Here is a 20984-nt window from a genome sequence, read left to right on the forward strand (position 1 = left end):
AGCCCCAGTTTCGCGTCGTCCGCGGCGACGGATCGTGCGCTTTAAGGCCTTTTATCTAGGCGGCGTTCCGCTAGTGTCGCGATAAAATTTCGCTAAATTTAGCGCCTAAATTTCATAAAATTTTGCCGCCCGACTTGCGCGAGCGAGCGCGTAGAATTTGGCTTTAATCTATTTTTGGTTATAATCGCGCCAAAAACTACAAGGACGAATGTGAAAAGTTTGATCATCATCGGGCGCCCCAACGTCGGCAAGTCGAGCCTTTTTAACCGCCTAGCGGGCGCTCGCATCGCCATCACGAGCGACGTTGCGGGCACGACGCGCGATACCAATAGAGCCGAAGCCGAAATTTTCGATCGCCGCGTGCGAGTGATCGATTCTGGCGGCTTGGACGACACCTCCGAGCTGTTTGCGCGCGTGCAGGCTAAGACGCTAAGCGAGGCAAAAAGCGCGGATTTGATAATCTTTATGACGGACGGCAAGCTGCTTCCGAGCGATGATGAGCGGCGGATATTTTTCTCGCTGCAAAAGCTCGGTAAGCCCATCGCCCTAGCGGTCAATAAGATCGACGGCAAGCGCGACGAGGAGCGTAGCTGGGAGTTTAACGAATTCGGCGTTAAATTTTTCCCGATCTCCGTTTCGCACAATAGCGGCATCGACGAGCTGAAAGAGTGGATCTACGGCTTTTTGGACCCTGCGCCCGCGCAGCAGGACGAGGATGAAATTTTTGATGATTTTATAGAGGGCTTTAACGACGAGGGCGAGCCGAAAGAGGGGCGCGACGAGGAATTTTACGCTAGTAAAACCATCGGCGTGGGTATCATCGGGCGGGTGAACGTCGGTAAATCAAGCCTTTTAAACGCGCTTGTCGGCTCGCAGCGCTCGGTCGTGAGCGATTACGCGGGCACGACGATCGATCCGGTGAACGAAAGCACGGAATTTGGGGGACGCACGCTCGAGTTTATCGACACGGCGGGTATTCGCCGTCGCGGCAAGATCGAGGGCATCGAGCGTTTCGCGCTAAATCGCACCGAAAAAATTTTACAAAACTCCGACATCGCGCTTTTGGTGCTTGACGCAAGCGAACCGCTAAACGAGCTGGACGAGCGTATAGCGGGGCTTGCGGCTAAATTTGAACTCGGGCTCATCATAATTTTAAACAAATGGGATCTTTGCGAGCGCGATTACGACGAGTTTTGCCGCGATCTGCGCGATAGGTTTAAATTCCTTTCCTACGCGCCGATCATCAGCGTCAGCGCGACGGACAGGAAGCGGATCCATAAAATTTACCCGCTCATTTTGGAGGTTTATTCAAATTTCACGCGCAAGCTCGGCACCGCAAGGATCAATGAAGCGGTAGAAGCCGCGATAAAGGCGCATCCGATACCTCGCGAGCGGGGCAAATCGGTTAAAATTTACTACGCCGCGCAGATCGGCTTTGCGCCGCCGAAGATCGCTCTTGTAATGAACCGCCCGCAAGCGCTACATTTTAGCTACAAGCGCTATTTGATGAACAGGCTGCGCGCGAGCTTCGCTCTTTCGGGAAGTCCGCTAGTGCTGCTACCGCGCAAAAAAGGTGAGAGCGATGAAGAGCGGTAACATCGTGCTCATCGGCTTTATGGGGGTCGGCAAGGGCACGGTAGCGCGGGCTCTGGCTGCGCAAAGCGGGATGTTTGCGCTTGATTGCGACGATATGATCGAAAGCTACGCCAATAAAAAGATCGGGCAAATTTTTAAAGAGCAGGGTGAGCAGAGCTTTAGAAAGATGGAAGAGAGCCTTGCGAAATTTTTAGAAAAGTCCGTCCGATGCGCCGTGATCTCCACCGGCGGCGGCTTTTACGCCGTGAAAAATTTAAATAAAATCGGCACCGTCGTGTATCTGAAATCAAGCTTTGAAGGGATCGTGGAGCGCTTAAAAAACAGCGAAAACGCGGAGAAAAAATTTGCCAAGCGCCCGTTGTTAGCGGATCTGCAAAAGGCCGCGACGCTGCATGCTCAAAGAAACGGGGCGTATGAAAAAAAGGCCGACATCGTAATCGACGTCGAAAATAAAAGCGTAAAAAAGATCGTAAAAGAAATTTGCTCCGCCTGCGACGGGCTAAATTTAAAGGGGAAAAAGATGTCTAAGCAGAAGTGCTCTGGCGGCGGCAAAAATTCCGAGCCGCACGGCAAAGAGGGTAAAAGTGATAAGCTTAAAAAGAAAGAGGCGCTAAAGCAAAAGTTGCATGAACTACTGGAAGGCTTAGAACGCGAGAAAATTCCAAAGCGCGTGATCGCGTGGCACTTCGATCTTTACGAGCCTTACGCGCTGCAGCTCGCGGGATCGAGCAGTTACGACGCGGATGACGACGACTGGGCGTGCGAGGACGAGGATGGGTTTTATCCGCAAAGCTCGCGCTTGCAGCTTGAATTTTTAAATGAGCTTTCGTGGCGACAGGTTTTAAAAATGCTCGTGCAGGCTCTGCGCGAGCTACGAGAGCAGATGCCAGATGCAAAAATTTTTAAGTGCAAGTACATCGCCGTGGGTTTTGTGGACGGCGATCTGATTTTGATTTAAAGGAGCAATGATGAGAATTTTAACGGGTCTTCAGCCCAGCGGCAAGCTGCATTTGGGCAACTACTTCGCGAGTATCAAGCAGATGGTGGATGCGCAAAACGCGGGCGAGCAGATGTTTATGTTTATCGCAAACTACCATGCGCTCACGTCCGTAAGCGACGGCGCAAAGCTAAAAAACTCCACCTACGAGGCCGCCGCGGCGTTTTTATCGCTGGGTATCGATCCGAAAAAGACGGTGTTTTGGGTGCAAAGCGACGTAAAAGAGGTGTTGGAGCTTTACTGGATTTTAAGCGGATATGCGCCGATGGGGCTGCTCGAGCGAGCGCACGCATACAAAGACAAGATCGCCAAGGGCTTTGAGAGCAAACACGATCTGTTCAGCTACCCCGTGCTGATGGCGGCGGACATCCTGCTATACAGCGCGGAGATCGTGCCCGTGGGCAAGGATCAGATCCAGCACGTCGAGATCGCCCGCGACATTGCGCTTAAATTTAACAACGCCCACGGCGAAATTTTAACTATTCCGCAAGCGCGCGTAAATGATGAAGTGGCGATCGTGCCGGGCACAGACGGCGCGAAGATGAGCAAGAGCTACGGCAATACGATCGATATTTTCTCAGATGCTGCGACACTAAAGAAGCAAATTTCAAGTATCGTAACGACCTCCGAGCCGCTAGAGGTGCCTAAGCAGTGGCGCGGATGCAATGTCTATAATATCGCGAAGCTGTTTTTAAGCGAAGCGGAGCAGACGGAGCTACAGGCTCGTTACGAGCGGGGCGGCGAGGGGCACGGGCATTTTAAGGCGTATCTAAACGAGCTAGTGCTCGGCTACTTCAAAGACGCGCGAGATAAATTCGAATACTATCAAAGTCACCGCGAAATTTTAGATGAGATGCTAAGACAGGGCGCGCAAAGAGCGGCTGCGACGGCTGCTTCATTGATGCAAAAGGTTCGCGCCGCCGTGGGGATTTATCGCTAAGGAGAGTGAGATGACGGATTACGCTAGAGAAATTTTATCTGACGGCAAGTTGCTTCGACAGAAGCTGGAAATTTTCTTGCAAACCCCAAGTAAGGTTGAAATTTACGCACGCGCCTGCGAGAAATTTTTTGCCGCGGGCAAGCAGCGCGAGTTAAATTATGTAAGCACGTGGAGCTGGTGGGGATTTTTCGGCACGCTGTTCTTTTTTCTGTACCGCAAGGAGTACAAAATTGCCGCAGCCCTATTTGCCGTTGTGGTAATTTCTTGCTTTATTCCGTTTTTGGATGAATATGATAGAAGTATAGGAATGGCGATTAGCGTCAGTAGCGGAACTATGGCGAAATATTTCGTTTGCTATAGATTTGTCGCGCTACTGGATAAGCAGGACGATGAAGCCCTAAGACGGGGCGGCGGCGTGAATAGATGGGCGATATGGCTCGCGGTAATATTTTACGCTTTTGTCGCAATTGTCTTTGCGCTAATAATTTCAAACGGCGGCAAAATTCAGTAGTTTTAAAGGGCTTTCGCGCTCAAAATAGCTAAATAAATTTTAAAAAGGAGTAAGAGTGAAAGCGATCGTAACGGTGATCGGCAAGGACAAAGTTGGCATTGTGGCGGGCGTTTCGGCTAAGCTCGCGCAGCTTGGGCTAAACATAGACGACATCAGCCAGACGGTTTTGGATGAGTTTTTTACGATGATGGCGGTGGTTTCCAGCGACGAAAAGCAGGACTTCACGGCTCTAAAGGTGGAGTTAAACGAGCTAGGCGAAAAGCTAAAAGTTAAAATCAACATCCAAAGCTCGGCGATCTTTGACGCCATGCACAACATCTAAGGCGCGCAAATGGACATCAAAAACGTAACCGAGACGATCGCGATGATCGAGGAGCAAAATTTCGACATTCGTACGATCACGATGGGCATCAGCCTGCTTGATTGCATCGATCCCGACATCGACAAGGCAGCGGAGAAAATTTACGCAAAGATCACCGATAAGGCTCGCGATCTGGTAAAGGTCGGTAATGAAATTTCAGCAGAGCTTGGCATCCCGATCGTAAATAAACGCGTCTGCGTAACGCCTATCGCCATCATCGGCGCGGCGACGAACGCTACCGACTACGTCCCGCTTGCCAAGGCGATGGACGAGGCGGCGCAAAAGGTCGGCATCGACTTTATCGGCGGCTTTTCGGCGCTCGTGCAAAAGGGCTACGCAAATGGCGATAAAATTTTAATCGACTCCATCCCCGCCGCGCTCGCCGCGACGCAGAAGGTCTGCTCGTCGGTAAATATCGGCTCGACCAAGACGGGCATAAATATGAGCGCGGTCGCCGATATGGGGCGCGTGATAAAAGAAACCGCGCGGCTTTCGGATCTTGGCGCGGCAAAGCTGGTCGTATTTGCCAACGCCGTCGAGGATAATCCGTTTATGGCGGGCGCATTTCACGGCGTGGGCGAGGCAGAAGTCGTCATAAACGTGGGCGTTAGCGGCCCGGGCGTCGTTAAGCGCGCGCTTGAGAAGGTACGCGGAGCGAGCTTTGACGTGGTCGCCGAGACCGTTAAAAAGACTGCGTTTAAGATCACGCGCATCGGACAGCTCGTCGGGCAAATGGCCTCCGAGCGCCTTGGCGTGAAATTTGGCATCGTCGATCTCTCGCTAGCTCCGACTCCGGCGGTGGGCGACTCTGTAGCGCGCGTGCTTGAGGAGATGGGGCTGGAGCGCGTCGGCACGCACGGCACGACGGCTGCGCTAGCGCTACTAAACGACGCGGTCAAAAAGGGCGGCGTGATGGCATGCAACCAAGTAGGCGGGCTTAGCGGCGCGTTTATCCCTGTCTCGGAGGATGAGGGTATGATCGCCGCAGTGCGCGCAGGATCGCTAAGCTTAGAAAAACTCGAAGCGATGACCGCGATCTGCTCGGTGGGGCTCGATATGATCGCGATCCCGCAGGACACGCCCGAGCAAACGATCGCCGCGATCATAGCCGACGAGGCCGCGATCGGCGTGATAAATCAAAAAACGACCGCCGTGCGCATAATCCCAAAGGGCAAAGAGGGCGACACGCTGGAATTTGGCGGGCTTCTTGGTAGCGCGCCGGTGATGAGCGTAAATAAAAACTCTTCAGCCGATTTCATCGCCCGCGGCGGCCAGATCCCAGCACCCATTCATAGTTTTAAAAACTAAAGCTTAACCCGCTTAAGGAGGAAAGATGAGAGCGTTTGCGTTATTTGCGGCAGTTTTGCTTTTTAGCGGCTGCTCCATAATCTCGGCATTTTATAGCAAGGAGAAAAAATTCGAGCTGGCGGGCTTGGGGCAAGACGGGGTATATAGGACTTCGGACGGCAGCGCAGATACGCTAATAAAAATAACGTCCGCCCGCACAAAAGAGGGCGAGCCGTATCGCATAATCCACACGCTGGAAATTCCTAAAAATTCTACCCAGACGGATTTTGATAGCAACGATAAAGAGGTATTTAAAATAGACTGCTCAAAGAATTATTGCGAGCCTAAATACGACGAGGAGCCGAAAAGAATTGCCATTTCTTGGCCTGCGCCGAATGGAGGCGGCGTTTTTGACGGCGTCATATATCTAAAAAATTTACGGCTCGTAAAGGCGTATTAAATTTGCGGATTTAAAAGCGCACAAAATTCGTAAAATTTAGTGAGTAAAATTCTAAGTCGCCGCGATGGAATTTTTGAGCTTTAAATTCTGTGCTGCGGACGTGGAATTTTGAGTTAGAATTTCGGCTTGAAATTTTACGATGCGTTGTCTCTACGACGAGCTAAATTTTAAAATTTCGCCGTAAGACGAGGCGTTAAAATTTCATCGCCGCTTGCGGCGGACGGCAGCGGGTCTTTTGAAATTTTAAAGCGGCTTGTATTAGAATTTTAAAATTTAAAAGCAACCTGTTTCGTTATCATTGCTCGTCCGCTTAAGAAGCGAGCGGGATTCTATTTCGGCGCGGATTTAAACATGGCGCGAAAGACGCAAAAACGGGCGTAGCATCAAAATTTTAAAAGACGACGCGAAAATATGAGGCGGAAATAAAATGCAAAAAATGGCTTGGAAATTTGGCGAACTTGAAAAAGTCGCAACGGACGAGGGCTTTATTTGGTATGCGGAGCTGGCGCTAAAAAGCGAAAGCTTCGGCGAGGTACCATTTTGTCTCGTGTCTGCAGATACGGCGGATGTGGACGATGCGGGGTCTTGCTCGCGCAGCGACGCCTGGGACATCGATCGGTACGTAAAAGACGCTCTTTTCTTCCTGCGAGACGAGCTTAGACGCGAGTATCGTTTGAGCGAGGATGAGCTTAGGCTGCTTGACGTGCCCGTTTGCGATCTGCCGTTTGAGCTGCCGCAATGCACGTTTTACGCGCGCGATACGCAGTGGCTGCTGGGGCCCGGCGCGCTTGATATTTGCGAGCCTTTCGGCATCGGGGTGATTTTCGAAGGCGAAAGACCGCTGCGCGTGGAAAATTTAGAGTTTCGCGGGGAGGATTAATCGCGGATAAAATTTTAAATTTAGAGGTAATTTTAAAATTTACGCAGCGCGTAAATCGGCGCGTTATGGGCGCTCCTGCGGATAAATTTAATCACGGCTCGTTGTCGTTTTGAAATTTTGTGGCGCACTGCAGCGGCTAAGATACGCTTCGATAAACGCCATCTAAATTTCATTTCCCGCGCCGTTCAAATACTTCGTTCGTGCCCTTAAAAACAAGCGTTTATGGCGGCGGCGCAAATTTAGGTGCAGGCAGTCTTGGAATTCTGCGTAAAATTTTGAAAGTATCCGCGCACAACGGCGCGTAAAAAGTACGCGCAAACTCGGCGTCTGAGTGCATGTCCGCTCGTAGCCGCTACGGATTGAGCGAGCGAAGCAACAGAATTTAACGCAGGGCGCGCGCGGGAAAAAGTCGAATATGGGTGCGGAGAGATGCAAAAAAAAGCGAGAAAAAAGCGTAAAGGCGCGCGGTGGTATAGAGTGCGATAGCACGGACTGCCGTAAATCGGGCTCGTAAATTACGGATCGAAAGCGAGCTGAAACAAAAAGTTCGGCGCGTAGATTTACGGATCGCGCGTCCAGCGCGGCAGGAGTGTGGAGTGTAAATTTAGCGAGAAAAATCAAAGTATAAATTTCGCGCGCAAACTATCTTAAATTTAACGAGCAAATTTTAAAACCGCTCTCGCAGCAATCCGCCTCAAACTATCTAAAATTAATGAGTAAATTTTAAAATTTCACCTTGCGGCATTCCTGCGCGAATTATTTAAATTTAATGATTAAATTTCAGAACTCGCCGTCTCGCATCACGTCCAAATTTACGCTCTATCTCGCAGCATTTAACGCGTAGATCGCGTAAATTTAATGCTCTGTCTGACGGCATTTGGCGCGTAAATTCGCTATGTGTTATGCGCGCAAATTTCACGCTCCGCCAGGTGGAATTTAACGCGCAAATTTCACGACGAAATTTCAGGGCGTTTTAAGTCTTGCGATTTACAGCTTCCTAAGTTTTGCGATCTCATCGCGCAGTGCGGCGGCCTTTTCAAACTCCAGCGCGGCCGCGGCGTCGAGCATCTGCTTGCGAAGCTCCTTTACGATCTTGGCGCGCTCGGCGGCGGGCATCTTCTCTAAATTGGCGCCCTTTCTTAAAATTTCGGTGCCGTCCTCGATCTTTAGGCTCTCTTCGATATTGCGGCTCGCAGAATGCGGGGTTATGCCGTGGGCGCGGTTGTATTCATCTTGAAATTTACGGCGCTTTTGGGTGATGTCGATCGCCTCTTGCATCGAAGCGGTGATCTTTTTGCAAAACATCACGACCTGCCCGTGTACGTTTCGTGCGGCTCGCCCCATCGTCTGAATTAGGCTCGTGCGCGAGCGCAAAAAGCCCTCCTTATCGGCATCCATGATCGCGATAAGGCTTACTTCGGGCAGATCGAGTCCCTCGCGGAGCAAATTTATACCGATTAGCATATCGTATTCGCCGCTGCGTAGGCCGCGGATGAGCTCGTTGCGCTCGATCGCATCGATGTCCGAGTGCATATATTTGACCTTAAGCCCAAGCTCCAAATAGTATTTGCTCAGCTCCTCCGCCATCTTTTTGGTTAGCACGGTCACTAAGATCCGCTCGCCGCGAGCGATGACCTCCTTTGCCATATCGTGTAAAATTTCAACTTGGTTGTCACTGTCTTTTAAGATAATCTGCGGATCGAGCAGCCCCGTCGGGCGCAGTATCTGCTCATATACGGCTCCGCGGCTAAGCCCTAGCTCGTAATCATTGGGCGTTGCGGAGACGAATAGAAATTTAGCTTTTTTGTTGATAAACTCATCAAACATCAGCGGGCGGTTATCAAGTGCTGATGGCAGGCGGAAGCCGTATTCTACGAGCGTTTCTTTGCGGCTACGATCTCCTGCGAACATCCCGCGAAACTGTGGCAGACTCACGTGGCTTTCATCGACGATGACGAGATAGTCCTTGCCCTTGCTCTCGTAGTAATCAAAGAGCGAATAGGGCGTCTCGCCTGGCTTTTGACCGGTCAGATAGCGCGCGTAGTTTTCGATCCCCTTACACATCCCCGTAGCGCCCAGCATCTCAAGGTCAAATTCCACTCGCCCTTTCAGCCGCTGCGCCTCGACGAGCTTGCCCGCGTCCTCGAAAAATTTCAGCCTTTGTTCAAGCTCCTCCTCGATCCCTTTGATCGTTGATTTCAGGCGCTGCTCGCCTACGATGAACTGGCTCGTCGGGTAGAGAATAAATTTTTTGACGCTCTGCGTCTTTTTGTTTTCGAGCACGTCCAGATGATACATCGCCTCTATCTCGTCGCCGAAAAACTCGACCCTAAATGCCTCGTCGTTAAAATACGCGGGGTAGATGTCGATCACGTCGCCGTTTACGCGAAAATTCCCGCGATCAAAAAAATCGTCGTTGCGTTTGTAGCCCATATCGACGAGCTTGCGAAGCAAAAATTTAGTGCTAAATTTTGATCCGATCTCAAAAAACAGCACCATGCCTTTATATTCGGCGGGATCACCCAGGCCGTAGTTTGCCGAAACCGACGCCACGGTAATGACGTCGTCGAAGCTCAGCAGGCTTGCAGTGGCGCTTAGCCGCAAGCGCTCGAGCTCTTGGTTTACGTCGCTGTCCTTTTCGATGAAAAGATCCTGCCTAGGGATGTAGGCCTCGGGCTGATAATAATCGTAGTAGCTGATGAAATACTCGACGTGGTTTTGCGGGAAAAAGCCCTTGAACTCGCTATAAAGCTGCGCCGCGAGAGATTTATTATGCGTCATTACGAGCGCGGGAATTCCGAGGCGCTTGATGATATTTGCCATAGTAAAAGTCTTACCCGAGCCGGTAACGCCGAGAAGAGTTTGGTATTTGTTGCCGCTTTGAAAGCCTGCGACGATGCCTTCGATCGCTTTTTCTTGATCCTCGCTCGGAGAGAATTTGCTCTCGATTTTAAAATTTTGCAAAATTTTTCCTTTTTTAAAGCCAAAATTGGGTAATATTTTTATTTAAATTATATCAGAAAAGGCGAAATAATGGAATCAATCTTTGACGAAGAGAAAAAGGTCGAGGGCTTAAGCAATAAAGTAGCTGAGCTGATTAGACGCTATAGCGAAGCTAGAGACGAAAACGAAAAGCTACGTACCGAGCTAGCGACGGTCAAGGCGCAAAACGAGGCTTTGGGAATGCAGCTTGGCACGCTTGAAAACGATCTGGCATATCGCAAGATGAGCGATGAGGATCTAAGCAAGCAGATCGACGATATTTTGGCAGGCGATAATTTAGGCGAGAAATGAAAGAAATTTCGGTTCAGCTTACGAGTAAGTCTTTGACGAAAAAATACGCGATAAGCCTGGATGATGACTTTGCAAAGGTCTTCGGCAGAGACTGGCGGATTTTAACTCGTGGCAGCGATCATCTGGATGCGGGCGAACTACTTGAAGCCTATATCCAAAAAAGCTATGAAAATTTTATGCTGAACAAAAAAATAGATGCCTTGGTAAAGGACATCGACGAAGGAGTAAAATGATGAAAATGAGAAAAGGTGCGGCAGTAGGCGGCGGCGTAAGCGGGATAATATTTTTAGCTATTATAATCTTCGTGATAGTAAAAATAATATATCCTAAATTAAGCGGTGCTAAGGATGAGGTTTTAGTAAAAGCTTATGCAGTCGAGCTTGAAGGCGTATTTAAAGATATACAACGCGACTACTTAAATCAAGGAAATTTTCGCGAGCTAAAGAGCATGACGGGCTCCAGACAGTTTAGTGATAGTGATCTAGAAAAAACCGTCACTTTAAATCAATCCTTTGATTACGGCGTAGGACCGAAACTCAAAAACGATATGATCTTTTGCGCGACGATCACCTTACGTCAAGATAGTGATGGATATTTTTTCGAGACCTCGAATATCAATCGCAACAGGGAGCGATGCGAAGCATTTCATAAAGATACGACTTATATGAAGTTAAATGGCTTTAGGATAGGCAAATAATTTTTAAAATTTAATCGCGCGACTGCTATGGATTCGTAAAGCATCCGTGTAGCAAAAGCGCGATAGTGCTAGTGAAGTGCGATAAACCGTACATCGCTCGCACCTCGTGCCAAAAACATGCTAATATTTCAAGAATTCATCTTTATAGGTATTTTTTTAAAATTTAGCTTTAAAATTGGCATTTTTACATTTATATTGACAGCTTATCGGCTAAAATTTTAATCATATTTTAGTTTGTAATTCATATCGGTCATGATTTATGCTATTGCGGTTAAATTTATGAAATGGGTGCTTTGAAGCTATGCCCCTCGCGTGACGCGATGCGAGCTGAGATTTACGAAAAGCGCCTTATAAAACAAGCGTATTAAGGCAAAATATCAAGATCATCTTAAATTTATGAAATTTGTACCCCGAAAACGCGCGGAATTTTATCGGCGCGGGTTTTAAATTTTTCACATAATTTTTATCGCCGATTCTCAACCGCCGATTTGATCCAACTACGCAAATAATCTAGCTGCTGCGGCGTATGGAACCAATGCTCGCCGTTTTTCATAACGCTTAAGTTGCAGTCGAACTTCTGCGCAAAATTTTTGACGATGTAAAGAGGCGTCATATCGTCGTTTTCTGCATATAGAATTCTACTGGGCGTTTCCCATTTTGTGATCGGATTGTTCAAAACAAAACTCCAATATTCCCAAAAAAGCGGTTGCCAGACAGGGGTCAAAATCATCCGCTCTTGCTTCAATCGCTCCTCGCTGACGCCAGCTTGGCACATTATATTCGAAATAACGTATTTCATATCAAGTATCGGCGAGACGAAGAGGCAGTCGCTAAGCTTTTTGTCGCGGAAGCTTTGCAGGCTGAGCCATGCCCCTAGGCTAACGGCAAACAGGGCGACCTCGTCCCAGCGCTTCTTTGCATACGATAAAATTTCGCGAAATTCCAAAATAGCGCGTCGCGGATCGCAAGAAGCGGGCTCGTGCCGCCTCTGTCCGTGCTCGGACAAGTCAAAGCTAATTACCTGCCAGCCTTGCTCGCAAACGACGGAAGCCAAAAGCTCCGCATCATCTTTGCTTCCGCCTTGCCCGTGAGCGTAGATATAAACCTTTTTCGAGCGGCTCCCCCAAATGGCGGCGGGAATGCCGCGTATCTCAATTGCGCTCTTTTGCATTTTTCGTTCCTTTAAATTTTTGCGTCGATACCCGCATTTTGCGGCAATGCTACAAGCAAAACCATAAATATTGCTGAAAATTTAATAGCACGCCCTGCTAGACTGCCTGCGATTAGCGATAAATTTTAAAATTTTACGCGCGATCTGCACCTGCCGCTTTGTTTTAAATTTAGCCGCACGAAATTTCAGGCGGCATAATTTTGATTCTTGCAGCGCAATTAAATTTTTATGTCTTAGAATTTTGCAAGTTGCGAAATTTAAAATTTAGGACCACGCAAATTTTATCGCGACTCGTGCAAAATTTTAAATTTTACGTTTGCTTTATTTGCAGGCTGCGCGAATAAATACCGCTTAAATTTTAAATTCCAAGCGGGCTCGCGCCTCAGAAGTTAAAATTTGCGCTAATTCATAAGCTGCGCTCAAGATACGGTTTTAAATTTCGGTGCTTGATAGCGCCCGTAATCGCGCTGTGTTTGCCATGAACACATCCAAAAAGCTTAAAAAATCAATCCTGCGGCGCCGAGCTTGAGCCCTAAAGAGATAACTATCAAAACCCCAAGCCCCGCGAAAAAGCCCGCCAGCACGTCATCCAGCATCACGCCGAGACCGCCCTTTACGTCGCGATCCACGCGCCCGATGATCGAGGGTTTGCGGATGTCAAACGCCCTGAAAAACAGCAGCGCCAAAATCATCGCAACGACCGAGATCCTGCTGCTCTCAAAGCCTGCGATCAGCTCCCGCAGCGGCAGCGAAAAGATCTCGCCCACGGGCGCTGCGACGCACATCGCGATCCACACCCCCACGACCTCGTCGATTACGATCTCGCTGTTATCGTGCGCGCCTACCCGCCTTTCGTAATCGCTTACGATCTTAAGCGAGACGAAAAAAACGAGGCCGGCGCACAAAAACAGCGTCACCTCGCCCGCCAGCATCAAGATCGCAAGCCCCGCTATCCAGCCTGCGATGCTGCCCCAAGTACCAGGCGCGGGCCTTAGCAACCCCGCGCCGAAAAATGTAACGAAAATTTTATCCATAATTATCCTTTTAAATTTTGCTTTTTAAAATTTTACCGCTTATTTTAATTAGAGCATCTGCTCGCGTGCGAAAATTTTAAATTTCGTGCGTGCGTGTAGAATTAATTTGCCCACCTACACGAAATCAGTTCTACTTGCTCGCTAATGTAGGAATTTTAAATTTCTACTCATTTGCGTAAAAATTTTAAAATTTTGCTCGCCTGCGTGGAGATTTCAAACCCGTCCGCAAACGCACGGCATTTTGCGCGAGCGAGCAGTCATTGCGCTGCATCCGAGTTTTGCGCTGTAACTCGCAGCAACCGCTTAATTTTAAAATTTTAAGCTCGCTTGCCGAAAACTTAAAATTTAGATCCGCTACACTGCTAATTTACGCATATGCCGCACCTTAAAATTTTAAATCCGCTTCGTCGCACGATTTTATTGCGTCGTTATAAATTTGCTACGTAGCCGAAGCTTTAAAATTTAAAGCTCGTTTTATCGTACCGCTGCTAATGCTCTAAAAATTTAGCTTTGTCGCACCACAAAATTTTACGCAAAATCTGCGTTCGCCGCTCTTTATGCTACAAAATTCCGCGCAGTCTTTTCTTTTCGCACTATGAAATTTTACTTTACGTCTAGCCGCCTTAAATTCTAACGCCGCGAAATTTTACCCTCTGCCTAGATGCCGCAAATTCCACGTCATTTTTTGCGTTGTGCCCTCAAACGCTACGTCTTTAGCGCGCTGGTTTGATACAGCTGCATCAGCTGCTCGTAAAACTCGCTCTCGCCGTGGCTCTGCAAGATCCCGCTGTTTGGAAAAAGCTCGTCGTAGAGCTTTTGCAGATCCGAAAATCGCGCGGGAAAAAGCTCACTTAAAATCATCGCCGAGATCTCTTTACGCATAAAAATCGCGGGCGGCAAAATCCCCGCGCGCAGCAGTGCCTTGAGATTTTGCGCGCGGTAATGCACGTGATGATGAGCGCCGTGAGGGCAGTTTTTCGTGCTTACGAGCACCTTGCACTTCTCGCAATAGACGTATTCGGGCATAAGCAAAATTTCGATTTCGCCGCGCTTCTGATACTCGTCCAGCACCGAATGCACGCCGCCGCCTTCGAAAAATAGCTCCATATTTGCGTGATTTTGCCCAAAAATTATTTTGTTTATACCTAAATTTTTTGCGATCGCGCACTGCAGTGCGGGCTTGTCGTCAAAAATCGCAAGCGAGCCCAGATCGATCATCATGGCGCGTTGCGCAACCAAAAAATTTTGCAGCAAATAGCTTAGCGTTTTTTTGCGTAGCTCGTAGGGCAGGGCATCCGCGCTGCTCGTGCCAGTTAAAAAAATCACCACGAAATCCGCCTTGTCGATCATATGCCTAATCAGCCGCTCATGCACGCGGTGGATCGGATCGGCGCAGGTAAAAAACGCTGAAATTTTAGGCGCGGCAAGCGAGCTTGCGACTTTTTTTATGCGCGCGATTTGCTCTGCAAGACCATTTTTTAGCAGCGTGATGCGCCCCTGCACCGCAGTTTGCTCTGCGTATGCGTTTTGAAATATTGAGCCTGCGACTTCGCTTGCGCTTGGAACATAAACGTCGCTAACGTCTATGCGCGCTACAAGCTCACAATAGGCGGGATTTGCAGCGGAATTTTTGATGAAATTTTCGGTGGAATTTGAGATAAAATTTCCCGCCGAATTTGCTACGGATTTTGCATCTGTGCTGCAAACGCGATTGAGTGCGGAATTTTCGGCAAAGCTCTGCGCGGAATTTACCGCAGAATTTTCACTGGAGCTTTTCTCCGAATCCAAAGCGGCGTTGTTTGCAGATTTTACATCTGTGCTGCGAGTAAAAGTTTGATCATAGCACGCAGCAAGACTTTCTCTATGGTCTAAGCCCTCGCTTGTGGCGTTTATAGCGCTTTGCGCACTTGCAGTGCGCGCGAAATCCGTGCCGCTTTTCGCAAAGCTCTGCTCGTTTTGCGCCGCGGCAGAAACTCCATCCTGCAAGTTGCGCGATTCTTTAGCTAGCAAATACGCACCACTTTCGCCGCTAAGCGAATTTTTGACGCGTTCGGCTATGCCGTCCTTGCGGAGATAAAGCTCTAAAATATCGCCCTTTTTTGCGTCCGCGCAGGAAAAAACGAAATTTATGCCGCATACGCTTAGCTTGCTTGGGCGCAGTAGCTCGCAGCTCTTGCCAAAAGCGCCGTTTGCGAGTAGGCTCAGGACGTTTAGGTCGGAGCGCGAGATCTCTATCTTGCGGATTTGCGTTGCGCTATTATTTGCGCCTTTGCTCTCGCTTCCAGCTTGAGCTTCCTTTAAATTCCTTGCCGCGCCCTTAGCTTGCGCCTCATCTTTTCTGGCATTGCTCGCCTTTGACGTTTTTAAATTTCGCATCGTTTTTAAATTGCGCTTTGCTTTTAAATTTTGTCTTGCTTTTGAGTTCTGCGATGCTTTTAAATTTTGCTTCGCTTCTAAATTCTGCGCCGCGTCACTCGAAGCTCTTGCGGCGTTTAGAGTTTTTGTGCCGCTTAAAATTCCTTCACTTTCAAGCGGTTTTATTTCGTGCAAATCGTCCGCATCGTGCGAAATTTCTGTCTCGCCTGCGATCCGTACCGAACGCGCGCGGCTATTTTTTTCTTGCGATGCCATATTTTTTCCTTTTCTCCCAAAGCGATTTTCGCGAAATCCCAAGTGCCGCCGCCAGATCGGAGTCGAAATACTCGTCTTGGTGCGCTACGATCGTGAGCTTTACGTATTCTTCGATGCTTAAAATTTCACTGCGTTCTTTGCTGCTGCCAAGCGTAATTTCGTCGCTAAAGCCCTTTTGCGCGCCGATGGATCCGGCGATTACACGCATGGATTTGGTTTTGCTTATAAATTTTTCCTTCTGCGCGCCGCTTAGGCTATCAAAATCTGGTGCGTAAAAAATCTCCGCGCCGCGTTCTAGCGGCTCAGGGCCTTGTGCGGATAGAATTTTAAGGCGCGATTTTAGCGCAAGCGCGATCTTAAATACCGCCGCAGCTCGCGCTGCCGCATCGCCGCGCAAAAGAAGCGGAAATTTTATCTGCGCTAAACGCGTGGTCGGTATTTCGCACGAAAGAGAGATCTCTTTAAGCAACGCTTCGTAGGCTTCGTTTTGCGATTTTAGCGAGCGAAACTGCGCGTAGTGCTCGATCTTTTTGATTAGCTCCTCTATCATAAAGGGCTTTTGGATATAATCCGTCGCGCCCGCCTTTACGGGGTTTAGCACCGTTTCGCTATCGACGTAAGCAACCATCAAAATTATGATCGAGCGCCTAAATTTCTCTATCAGCGGATAAAAGCTCGCGCCGCTCCAGCTTGTAGAAAGTAACACCGCCTCAAACTCCTCCGCAAGAGCTGCCGCGGCCGCCAAACTTGCCGCGTTAGTGCATTCATGTCCCAGCGCACCGAGCTTGTTTGCGATACTTTGAGCAAGATAGCTTTCGCTCTCGATTATTAAAATTTTCATACGTCCTGCGCCTTTGCTGCGTGCTTTTGCCAGTCGTAAAATTTCAGGTTTACCGCAGCCTGTGCGGCGATGCCCTCGCTTCTGCCCGTAAATCCCAGCCCTTCGGTCGTGGTCGCTTTGACATTGACGCGCGCGCAGTTTAAAATTTCGCTTAAAACCTCTTGCATCTGCGCTTTGTAAGCACCGATCTTCGGGCGTTGCGCGATGATCGTAATATCGGCGTTTACGAGCTCGTAGCCGTAGCCCCTGATGCGCCGCATTACCTTTCGTAACAGCTCCTTGCTATCCGCGCCTTTAAATTTGACGTCGTTGTCGGGGAAGAGCTCGCCGATGTCGCCCAGCATCGCTGCGCCGCAAATAGCGTCGATTAGGGCATGGATCGCTACGTCGCCGTCACTGTGCGCGATCAGCACGAACTCGCATGGAATTTTCACGCCGCCAAGCACGATGCCCGCGCCTTTTTCAAGCGCATGCACGTCATAACCCGTACCGCAAAAAATATCGCGCGAGCAGGGTTTTAAATTTAGCGCTGACAGATCGCTTGCGCGCGTGATCTTAAGTGCGCCTGCTTCGCCTTTTATAAATTCCAACCGTCCGCCTGCGCTGCCGACCGCCGCGCTGTCGTCGGTAAAAATTTCGCTTCCTTCAAGCGCCTTTTTAAGTAGCGCCGTGCGCGAAAGCTGCGGCGTTTGGATGAGGCGCAGCTCCTCTCGCTCCACAATGCGCTCGCCGAGATAGGTCGTATCATTTACGCCAAGATAGGGGCTGATACAGTCCGCACCGCCTAAATTTCGTATCAGCGAGGAGATTAGCCCTGGCGAAATTTGCGCGCGCGCCACGTCGCTTACGAGCACGAGCTCGCTCTCTACGAGCTTTAGCGCGTTTTTTAGCGAGCTTTGGCGATTTGCGCCGCCTGGGGCGAAGTGAAATTTTAAATTTGCAGGCCCGCATTCATCTGCGCCGCATCCGACTTGAGCTTTAAAATTTTCCGCACCCCGCGGCTTGCTTGCGTCGTTTAGATCATCTGCGCCGCATTCGATCCCGCCCTGCTTTCTTTGAAATTTATACTCGCTCGTGCCGCACTCTGCGCTTTTGCCGCGCGCCGAAGCCGAGCTGCACGCATAGAGGCGCTCGCAATAGCTCGCGTCCTCTTCGTTTACGGCGATTACGATCTTTTTAAATGGGTGCGCCCGCGCAATGCTCTGCGCGACGTATTGCCAAAGCGGCAGCTCGCCCACGCGCAACCACTGCTTTTTGACGGGGAGCTCAAACCTGCTTGAATCGCCTGCGGCGAGCAAAATCAGCGATATATCTTTCAAATTTTATCCTTGAAATTTTGTTACGAAATTATACGTATTAAAAATGAAAGCAAAATTAATCGCGGCTTGCGCGCTAAAATATCTTGAGTTTAGGCGTAAATTTATGCGGCACGGCGGCGAAATTTCAGCCTGCGTTACGAAAATAAACGGCAAAAGAAAAGTAAGGATTAATGAAATTTGTTATATTATACGCGCATTTTTAAGAAGCGAGGCGAAAATGACCGAAAGCTGCGTATCACAGATCTATTTTGCAAAAAAAGGCGAGCTGACGCCACAGATGAGAGAGGTCGCGCAAAGCGAGCACATGGACGTGCGGACCTTGTGCGACCTCATCGCGCAAGGAAGAGCGATCATCCCCGCAAACGTTAATCACAAAAGCTTAAAACCCATCGGCATCGGGCGCGCGCTGCGGTGCAAGATCAACGCCAACATCGGCTCCTCGGGCACGACGAGCGATATCGAGAGCGAGCTGGAAAAGCTCGAAGCCTGCTTAAAGTACGGCGCCAATACGGTGATGGATCTAAGCACGGGCGGCGATTTGGACGAGATCCGCGCCGCGATAATCGAGCGCTCGCCCGTACCAATAGGCACGGTGCCGATCTATCAGATGATCCATGAGCTGGGCGATATCAAAAATTTAAAAACGAGCGCTATTCTTAGCACGATCGAGAAGCAGGCACGGCAGGGAGTGGATTATTTCACGATCCACGCGGGCTTTAAGCTCGAGTTTATGCCGCTGCTGTCCCGTCGCAAGATGGGTATCGTAAGCAGAGGCGGCTCGCTGATAGCGTCGTGGATGATGAAAATTCATAAGCAAAACCCCTTCTACGAAGCGTTTGATGAAATTTGCGATATCTGCGCTGCCTACGACGTATCGCTATCTCTGGGAGACGGCTTGCGCCCGGGCTGCTTATACGATGCGACCGATAGGGCGCAGCTTAGCGAGCTTGAAATTTTAGGCGAGCTAGCCCTGCGCGCGAATGAAAAAAACGTACAGGTGATGATCGAGGGGCCGGGGCACATCCCGTTTAACGAGATCGAGCTAAATATGCAGCTAGAGCGCAAGCTCTGCCGCGACGCGCCGTTTTACGTGCTGGGACCGCTTCCGACCGACATTGGTGCGGGCTATGATCATATCAGCTCAGCTATCGGCGGGACGATGGCTGCGTATTGCGGCGCCAGCATGCTCTGCTACGTAACGCCAAAGGAGCATCTGGGGCTTCCCAATGCAAGCGACGTCAGAGAGGGTATCATCGCGCATAAAATCGCCGCTCACGCCGCGGACGTCGCGCTAGGCAAAGCAGGCGCGATAGAGCGCGATCACGAGATGAGCGATGCGAGGTATAATTTTGATTGGAACAGGCAGTTTGAGCTTAGCTTCGATCCCGCGCATGCGCGCGAGCTGCACGACGAGAGTCTGGGCGATGAAATTTACAAAGGCGCGGAGTTCTGCTCGATGTGCGGGCCGAAATTTTGCGCATATAAAATCAGTAGAAATTTAACCGAAAATAAGGAGAAAGAATGAGTAAAGACGAAGTCTTAAATTTGCTTAAAAGAGTGATCTATCCGGGCTTTTCTAAAAGCATCGTGGATTTTGGATTTGTAAAAGATATCGAGATCGGCGATAGAATTTTCGTAGGGATCGAAATCCCCAGCGCCAAGCCGGAGATCGCAGCAGAGCTCAGATCGGCGATGCAAAAGGCGCTCGGCGCGGACGCCGAAATTTTAATCAAACAGCCCAAGATCGCCGAGGAAAAGAGCAACTCTCGCAGCGGCAAAAATATCGCGCCGCAGATCAAGCATTTCGTGATGATCAGCAGTGGCAAAGGTGGCGTAGGCAAAAGTACGACGACGCTAAATTTAGCCATCAGCACGGCAAAGCTCGGCAAGAGAGTAGGGATTTTGGATGCCGATATTTACGGGCCGAATTTGCCGCGAATGCTAGGCGAGGATAAGACGCAAGCAAGCGTCGTGGGGCAGAAGCTAAAGCCGATCTTAAGCCACGGCGTGGAGATGATGAGCATGGGCGTGCTGATGGAGGAGGGCGCGAGCCTTATCTGGCGCGGCTCGATGATAATGAAGGCGATCGAGCAGCTGCTAAAAGACGTGGCATGGAGCGATCTGGACGTGCTATTTTTGGATATGCCTCCGGGTACGGGTGATGCGCAGCTTACGCTCGCTCAGAGCGTGCCGGTGACGGCGGGCGTGTGCGTCACGACGCCGCAGACGGTCGCGCTGGACGATAGCGCGCGCGGGCTTGATATGTTCGAAAAGCTCCACATCCCGATCGCAGGCCTTATCGAGAATATGAGCGGCTTCATCTGCCCAGATAACGGCAAGGAGTACGATATCTTCGGTCGCGGCGGCGCGCAAAAGCTGGCGCAGCGATACAACACCGAAGTAATCGGCGAGATCCCGATCGAGATCGCTATCCGCGAGGGCGGCGACAGCGGCAAGCCGGTAAGCTTCTACGCGCCCGATTCTTTAAGCGCGAAGCGCTATGAGGATGCCGCGCGCAAGCTGTGGGAAAAGATCGAGAAGATCGACCGCGAGGAGCTAGCGGATAACTCCGCGATCCAGCCGGTGATGGACGGCAAGAGCGCCTGCTCGAATTAGGACTTCGGCGGGCGCGGCGTCAAATTTCGCGTGGAATTTCTCGTGAATTTTGCAGATTAGAATTTGGCGCGGAATTTCATAGTTTGAAATTTCACGCCTAATTTCGCTGCAAATTTTATAATGCTCGCAAAATTTCGGTATACAAATCCGTCATAGAATTTTGCCAGTAAATTTAGCGGGTAAAATTTCACGCGGGTTTCGCGGCTTTGGATTTCGAGCCGAATTTTGTAGCTCGAAATTCTGCGTTAAAATTTCGCTGCGATTTTGCGCGAAATTTTATGGCGCCAGTAAAATTTTTGTGTATAGAATTTCGTGTAGAGGTTGTAGCATTAAATTTTAAAGCTTGAAA

General features: G+C 49.7%; 18 protein-coding genes and 1 pseudogene. 13 read left to right on the forward strand and 6 right to left on the reverse strand.

Going from position 1 to position 20984, the window contains the following annotated elements:
- Positions 1–210: 210 nt before the first annotated feature.
- The 8 genes and pseudogenes from der to Q0620_RS01915 all read left to right on the forward strand — a co-directional run bounded on the left by der (position 211) and on the right by Q0620_RS01915 (position 7032).
- Positions 211–1596, forward strand: coding sequence for a ribosome biogenesis GTPase Der (gene der, locus Q0620_RS01880; RefSeq protein WP_298782984.1), 1386 nt, complete (start codon positions 211–213; stop codon positions 1594–1596).
- Positions 1583–2077: pseudogene (locus Q0620_RS01885) on the forward strand (shikimate kinase); the annotation flags it as partial. The gene der and the pseudogene Q0620_RS01885, both read left to right, overlap by 14 nt.
- A 487-nt stretch (positions 2078–2564) precedes the next feature.
- On the forward strand, positions 2565–3533 hold the full coding sequence (gene trpS / locus Q0620_RS01890) for a tryptophan--tRNA ligase (protein WP_298782985.1): 969 nt from the start codon (positions 2565–2567) through the stop codon (positions 3531–3533).
- A gap of 10 nt (positions 3534–3543) precedes the next feature.
- On the forward strand, positions 3544–4044 hold the full coding sequence (locus Q0620_RS01895; RefSeq protein WP_297945222.1) for a DUF2628 domain-containing protein: 501 nt from the start codon (positions 3544–3546) through the stop codon (positions 4042–4044).
- 55 nt (positions 4045–4099) lie between these two features.
- Positions 4100–4366 carry an ACT domain-containing protein gene (locus Q0620_RS01900; protein ID WP_298782986.1) on the forward strand — a complete coding sequence of 89 codons (267 nt, stop codon included), beginning with the start codon at positions 4100–4102 and terminating at the stop codon, positions 4364–4366.
- A 9-nt stretch (positions 4367–4375) separates the two neighbouring features.
- A complete protein-coding gene (locus Q0620_RS01905) occupies positions 4376–5713 on the forward strand; it encodes a PFL family protein (protein ID WP_298782987.1) in 1338 nt (445 codons plus the stop codon).
- A gap of 25 nt (positions 5714–5738) precedes the next feature.
- Positions 5739–6152 (forward strand): hypothetical protein, encoded by a 414-nt coding sequence (locus Q0620_RS01910; RefSeq protein ID WP_298782988.1) that lies wholly within the window; start codon positions 5739–5741, stop codon positions 6150–6152.
- Positions 6153–6579: 427 nt separating this feature from the next.
- Complete coding sequence (locus Q0620_RS01915; RefSeq protein ID WP_298782989.1) at positions 6580–7032, forward strand: hypothetical protein; 453 nt, start codon at positions 6580–6582, stop codon at positions 7030–7032.
- Between the two features lie 987 nt (positions 7033–8019).
- On the opposite strand, the gene uvrB is transcribed toward Q0620_RS01915, so the two are convergent.
- Positions 8020–9996 carry an excinuclease ABC subunit UvrB gene (gene uvrB / locus Q0620_RS01920; protein WP_298782990.1) on the reverse strand — a complete coding sequence of 659 codons (1977 nt, stop codon included), beginning with the start codon at positions 9994–9996 and terminating at the stop codon, positions 8020–8022.
- 69 nt (positions 9997–10065) lie between these two features.
- Here uvrB and Q0620_RS01925 point away from each other — a divergent pair, with 69 nt between their 5' ends.
- From Q0620_RS01925 to Q0620_RS01935, 3 genes are read left to right on the forward strand one after another with little or no spacing between them, the layout of a single operon-like run.
- On the forward strand, positions 10066–10326 hold the full coding sequence (locus Q0620_RS01925; protein WP_177388007.1) for a hypothetical protein: 261 nt from the start codon (positions 10066–10068) through the stop codon (positions 10324–10326).
- On the forward strand, positions 10323–10559 hold the full coding sequence (locus Q0620_RS01930) for a hypothetical protein (protein ID WP_005871317.1): 237 nt from the start codon (positions 10323–10325) through the stop codon (positions 10557–10559). The genes Q0620_RS01925 and Q0620_RS01930 overlap by 4 nt, the downstream gene beginning before the upstream one ends.
- Positions 10556–11023: a hypothetical protein gene (locus tag Q0620_RS01935; protein ID WP_177388005.1), complete on the forward strand. Its 468-nt coding sequence runs from the start codon at positions 10556–10558 to the stop codon at positions 11021–11023. Before Q0620_RS01930 ends, Q0620_RS01935 begins: the two co-directional genes overlap by 4 nt.
- 463 nt (positions 11024–11486) lie before the next feature.
- Here the strand turns inward: Q0620_RS01935 and Q0620_RS01940 are convergent, their stop codons facing one another.
- The 5 genes from Q0620_RS01940 to ispF form a co-directional block, all read right to left on the reverse strand.
- Positions 11487–12194: an alpha/beta hydrolase gene (locus Q0620_RS01940; protein ID WP_298782991.1), complete on the reverse strand. Its 708-nt coding sequence runs from the start codon at positions 12192–12194 to the stop codon at positions 11487–11489.
- A gap of 497 nt (positions 12195–12691) precedes the next feature.
- A complete protein-coding gene (locus tag Q0620_RS01945) occupies positions 12692–13228 on the reverse strand; it encodes a phosphatidylglycerophosphatase A (protein WP_298782992.1) in 537 nt (178 codons plus the stop codon).
- A gap of 705 nt (positions 13229–13933) precedes the next feature.
- A complete protein-coding gene (locus tag Q0620_RS01950) occupies positions 13934–15859 on the reverse strand; it encodes a hypothetical protein (RefSeq protein ID WP_298782993.1) in 1926 nt (641 codons plus the stop codon).
- Positions 15837–16700: a response regulator gene (locus Q0620_RS01955; RefSeq protein WP_298782994.1), complete on the reverse strand. Its 864-nt coding sequence runs from the start codon at positions 16698–16700 to the stop codon at positions 15837–15839. Before Q0620_RS01955 ends, Q0620_RS01950 begins: the two co-directional genes overlap by 23 nt.
- Entirely contained in the window at positions 16697–18019 is a 1323-nt protein-coding gene (gene ispF, locus Q0620_RS01960) for a 2-C-methyl-D-erythritol 2,4-cyclodiphosphate synthase (RefSeq protein WP_298782995.1), read from the reverse strand. Before ispF ends, Q0620_RS01955 begins: the two co-directional genes overlap by 4 nt.
- Positions 18020–18236: 217 nt before the next feature.
- On the opposite strand from ispF, the gene thiC reads away from it, so the two are divergent.
- Positions 18237–19544, forward strand: coding sequence for a phosphomethylpyrimidine synthase ThiC (thiC, locus tag Q0620_RS01965; RefSeq protein WP_298782997.1), 1308 nt, complete (start codon positions 18237–18239; stop codon positions 19542–19544).
- Positions 19541–20635 carry an Mrp/NBP35 family ATP-binding protein gene (locus Q0620_RS01970; protein WP_298782996.1) on the forward strand — a complete coding sequence of 365 codons (1095 nt, stop codon included), beginning with the start codon at positions 19541–19543 and terminating at the stop codon, positions 20633–20635. The genes thiC and Q0620_RS01970 overlap by 4 nt, the downstream gene beginning before the upstream one ends.
- The last annotated feature ends 349 nt before the right edge of the window (positions 20636–20984 follow it).

Source organism: uncultured Campylobacter sp., from assembly GCF_938017615.1.
Taxonomy (GTDB): Bacteria; Campylobacterota; Campylobacteria; order Campylobacterales; family Campylobacteraceae; genus Campylobacter_B.

Bases quoted from the DNA above. Each gene is read 5' to 3' on its own strand.
- trpS (WP_298782985.1), top strand. From the start codon at position 2,565: ATGAGAATTTTAACGGGTCTTCAGCCCAGCGGCAAGCTGCATTTGGGC.
- Q0620_RS01895 (WP_297945222.1), top strand. From the start codon at position 3,544: ATGACGGATTACGCTAGAGAAATTTTATCTGACGGCAAGTTGCTTCGA.
- Q0620_RS01905 (WP_298782987.1), top strand. From the start codon at position 4,376: ATGGACATCAAAAACGTAACCGAGACGATCGCGATGATCGAGGAGCAA.
- Q0620_RS01910 (WP_298782988.1), top strand. From the start codon at position 5,739: ATGAGAGCGTTTGCGTTATTTGCGGCAGTTTTGCTTTTTAGCGGCTGC.
- Q0620_RS01915 (WP_298782989.1), top strand. From the start codon at position 6,580: ATGCAAAAAATGGCTTGGAAATTTGGCGAACTTGAAAAAGTCGCAACG.
- Q0620_RS01925 (WP_177388007.1), top strand. From the start codon at position 10,066: ATGGAATCAATCTTTGACGAAGAGAAAAAGGTCGAGGGCTTAAGCAAT.
- Q0620_RS01930 (WP_005871317.1), top strand. From the start codon at position 10,323: ATGAAAGAAATTTCGGTTCAGCTTACGAGTAAGTCTTTGACGAAAAAA.
- Q0620_RS01935 (WP_177388005.1), top strand. From the start codon at position 10,556: ATGATGAAAATGAGAAAAGGTGCGGCAGTAGGCGGCGGCGTAAGCGGG.
- Q0620_RS01940 (WP_298782991.1), bottom strand. From the start codon at position 12,194: ATGCAAAAGAGCGCAATTGAGATACGCGGCATTCCCGCCGCCATTTGG.
- Q0620_RS01945 (WP_298782992.1), bottom strand. From the start codon at position 13,228: ATGGATAAAATTTTCGTTACATTTTTCGGCGCGGGGTTGCTAAGGCCC.
- Q0620_RS01950 (WP_298782993.1), bottom strand. From the start codon at position 15,859: ATGGCATCGCAAGAAAAAAATAGCCGCGCGCGTTCGGTACGGATCGCA.
- Q0620_RS01955 (WP_298782994.1), bottom strand. From the start codon at position 16,700: ATGAAAATTTTAATAATCGAGAGCGAAAGCTATCTTGCTCAAAGTATC.
- thiC (WP_298782997.1), top strand. From the start codon at position 18,237: ATGACCGAAAGCTGCGTATCACAGATCTATTTTGCAAAAAAAGGCGAG.
- Q0620_RS01970 (WP_298782996.1), top strand. From the start codon at position 19,541: ATGAGTAAAGACGAAGTCTTAAATTTGCTTAAAAGAGTGATCTATCCG.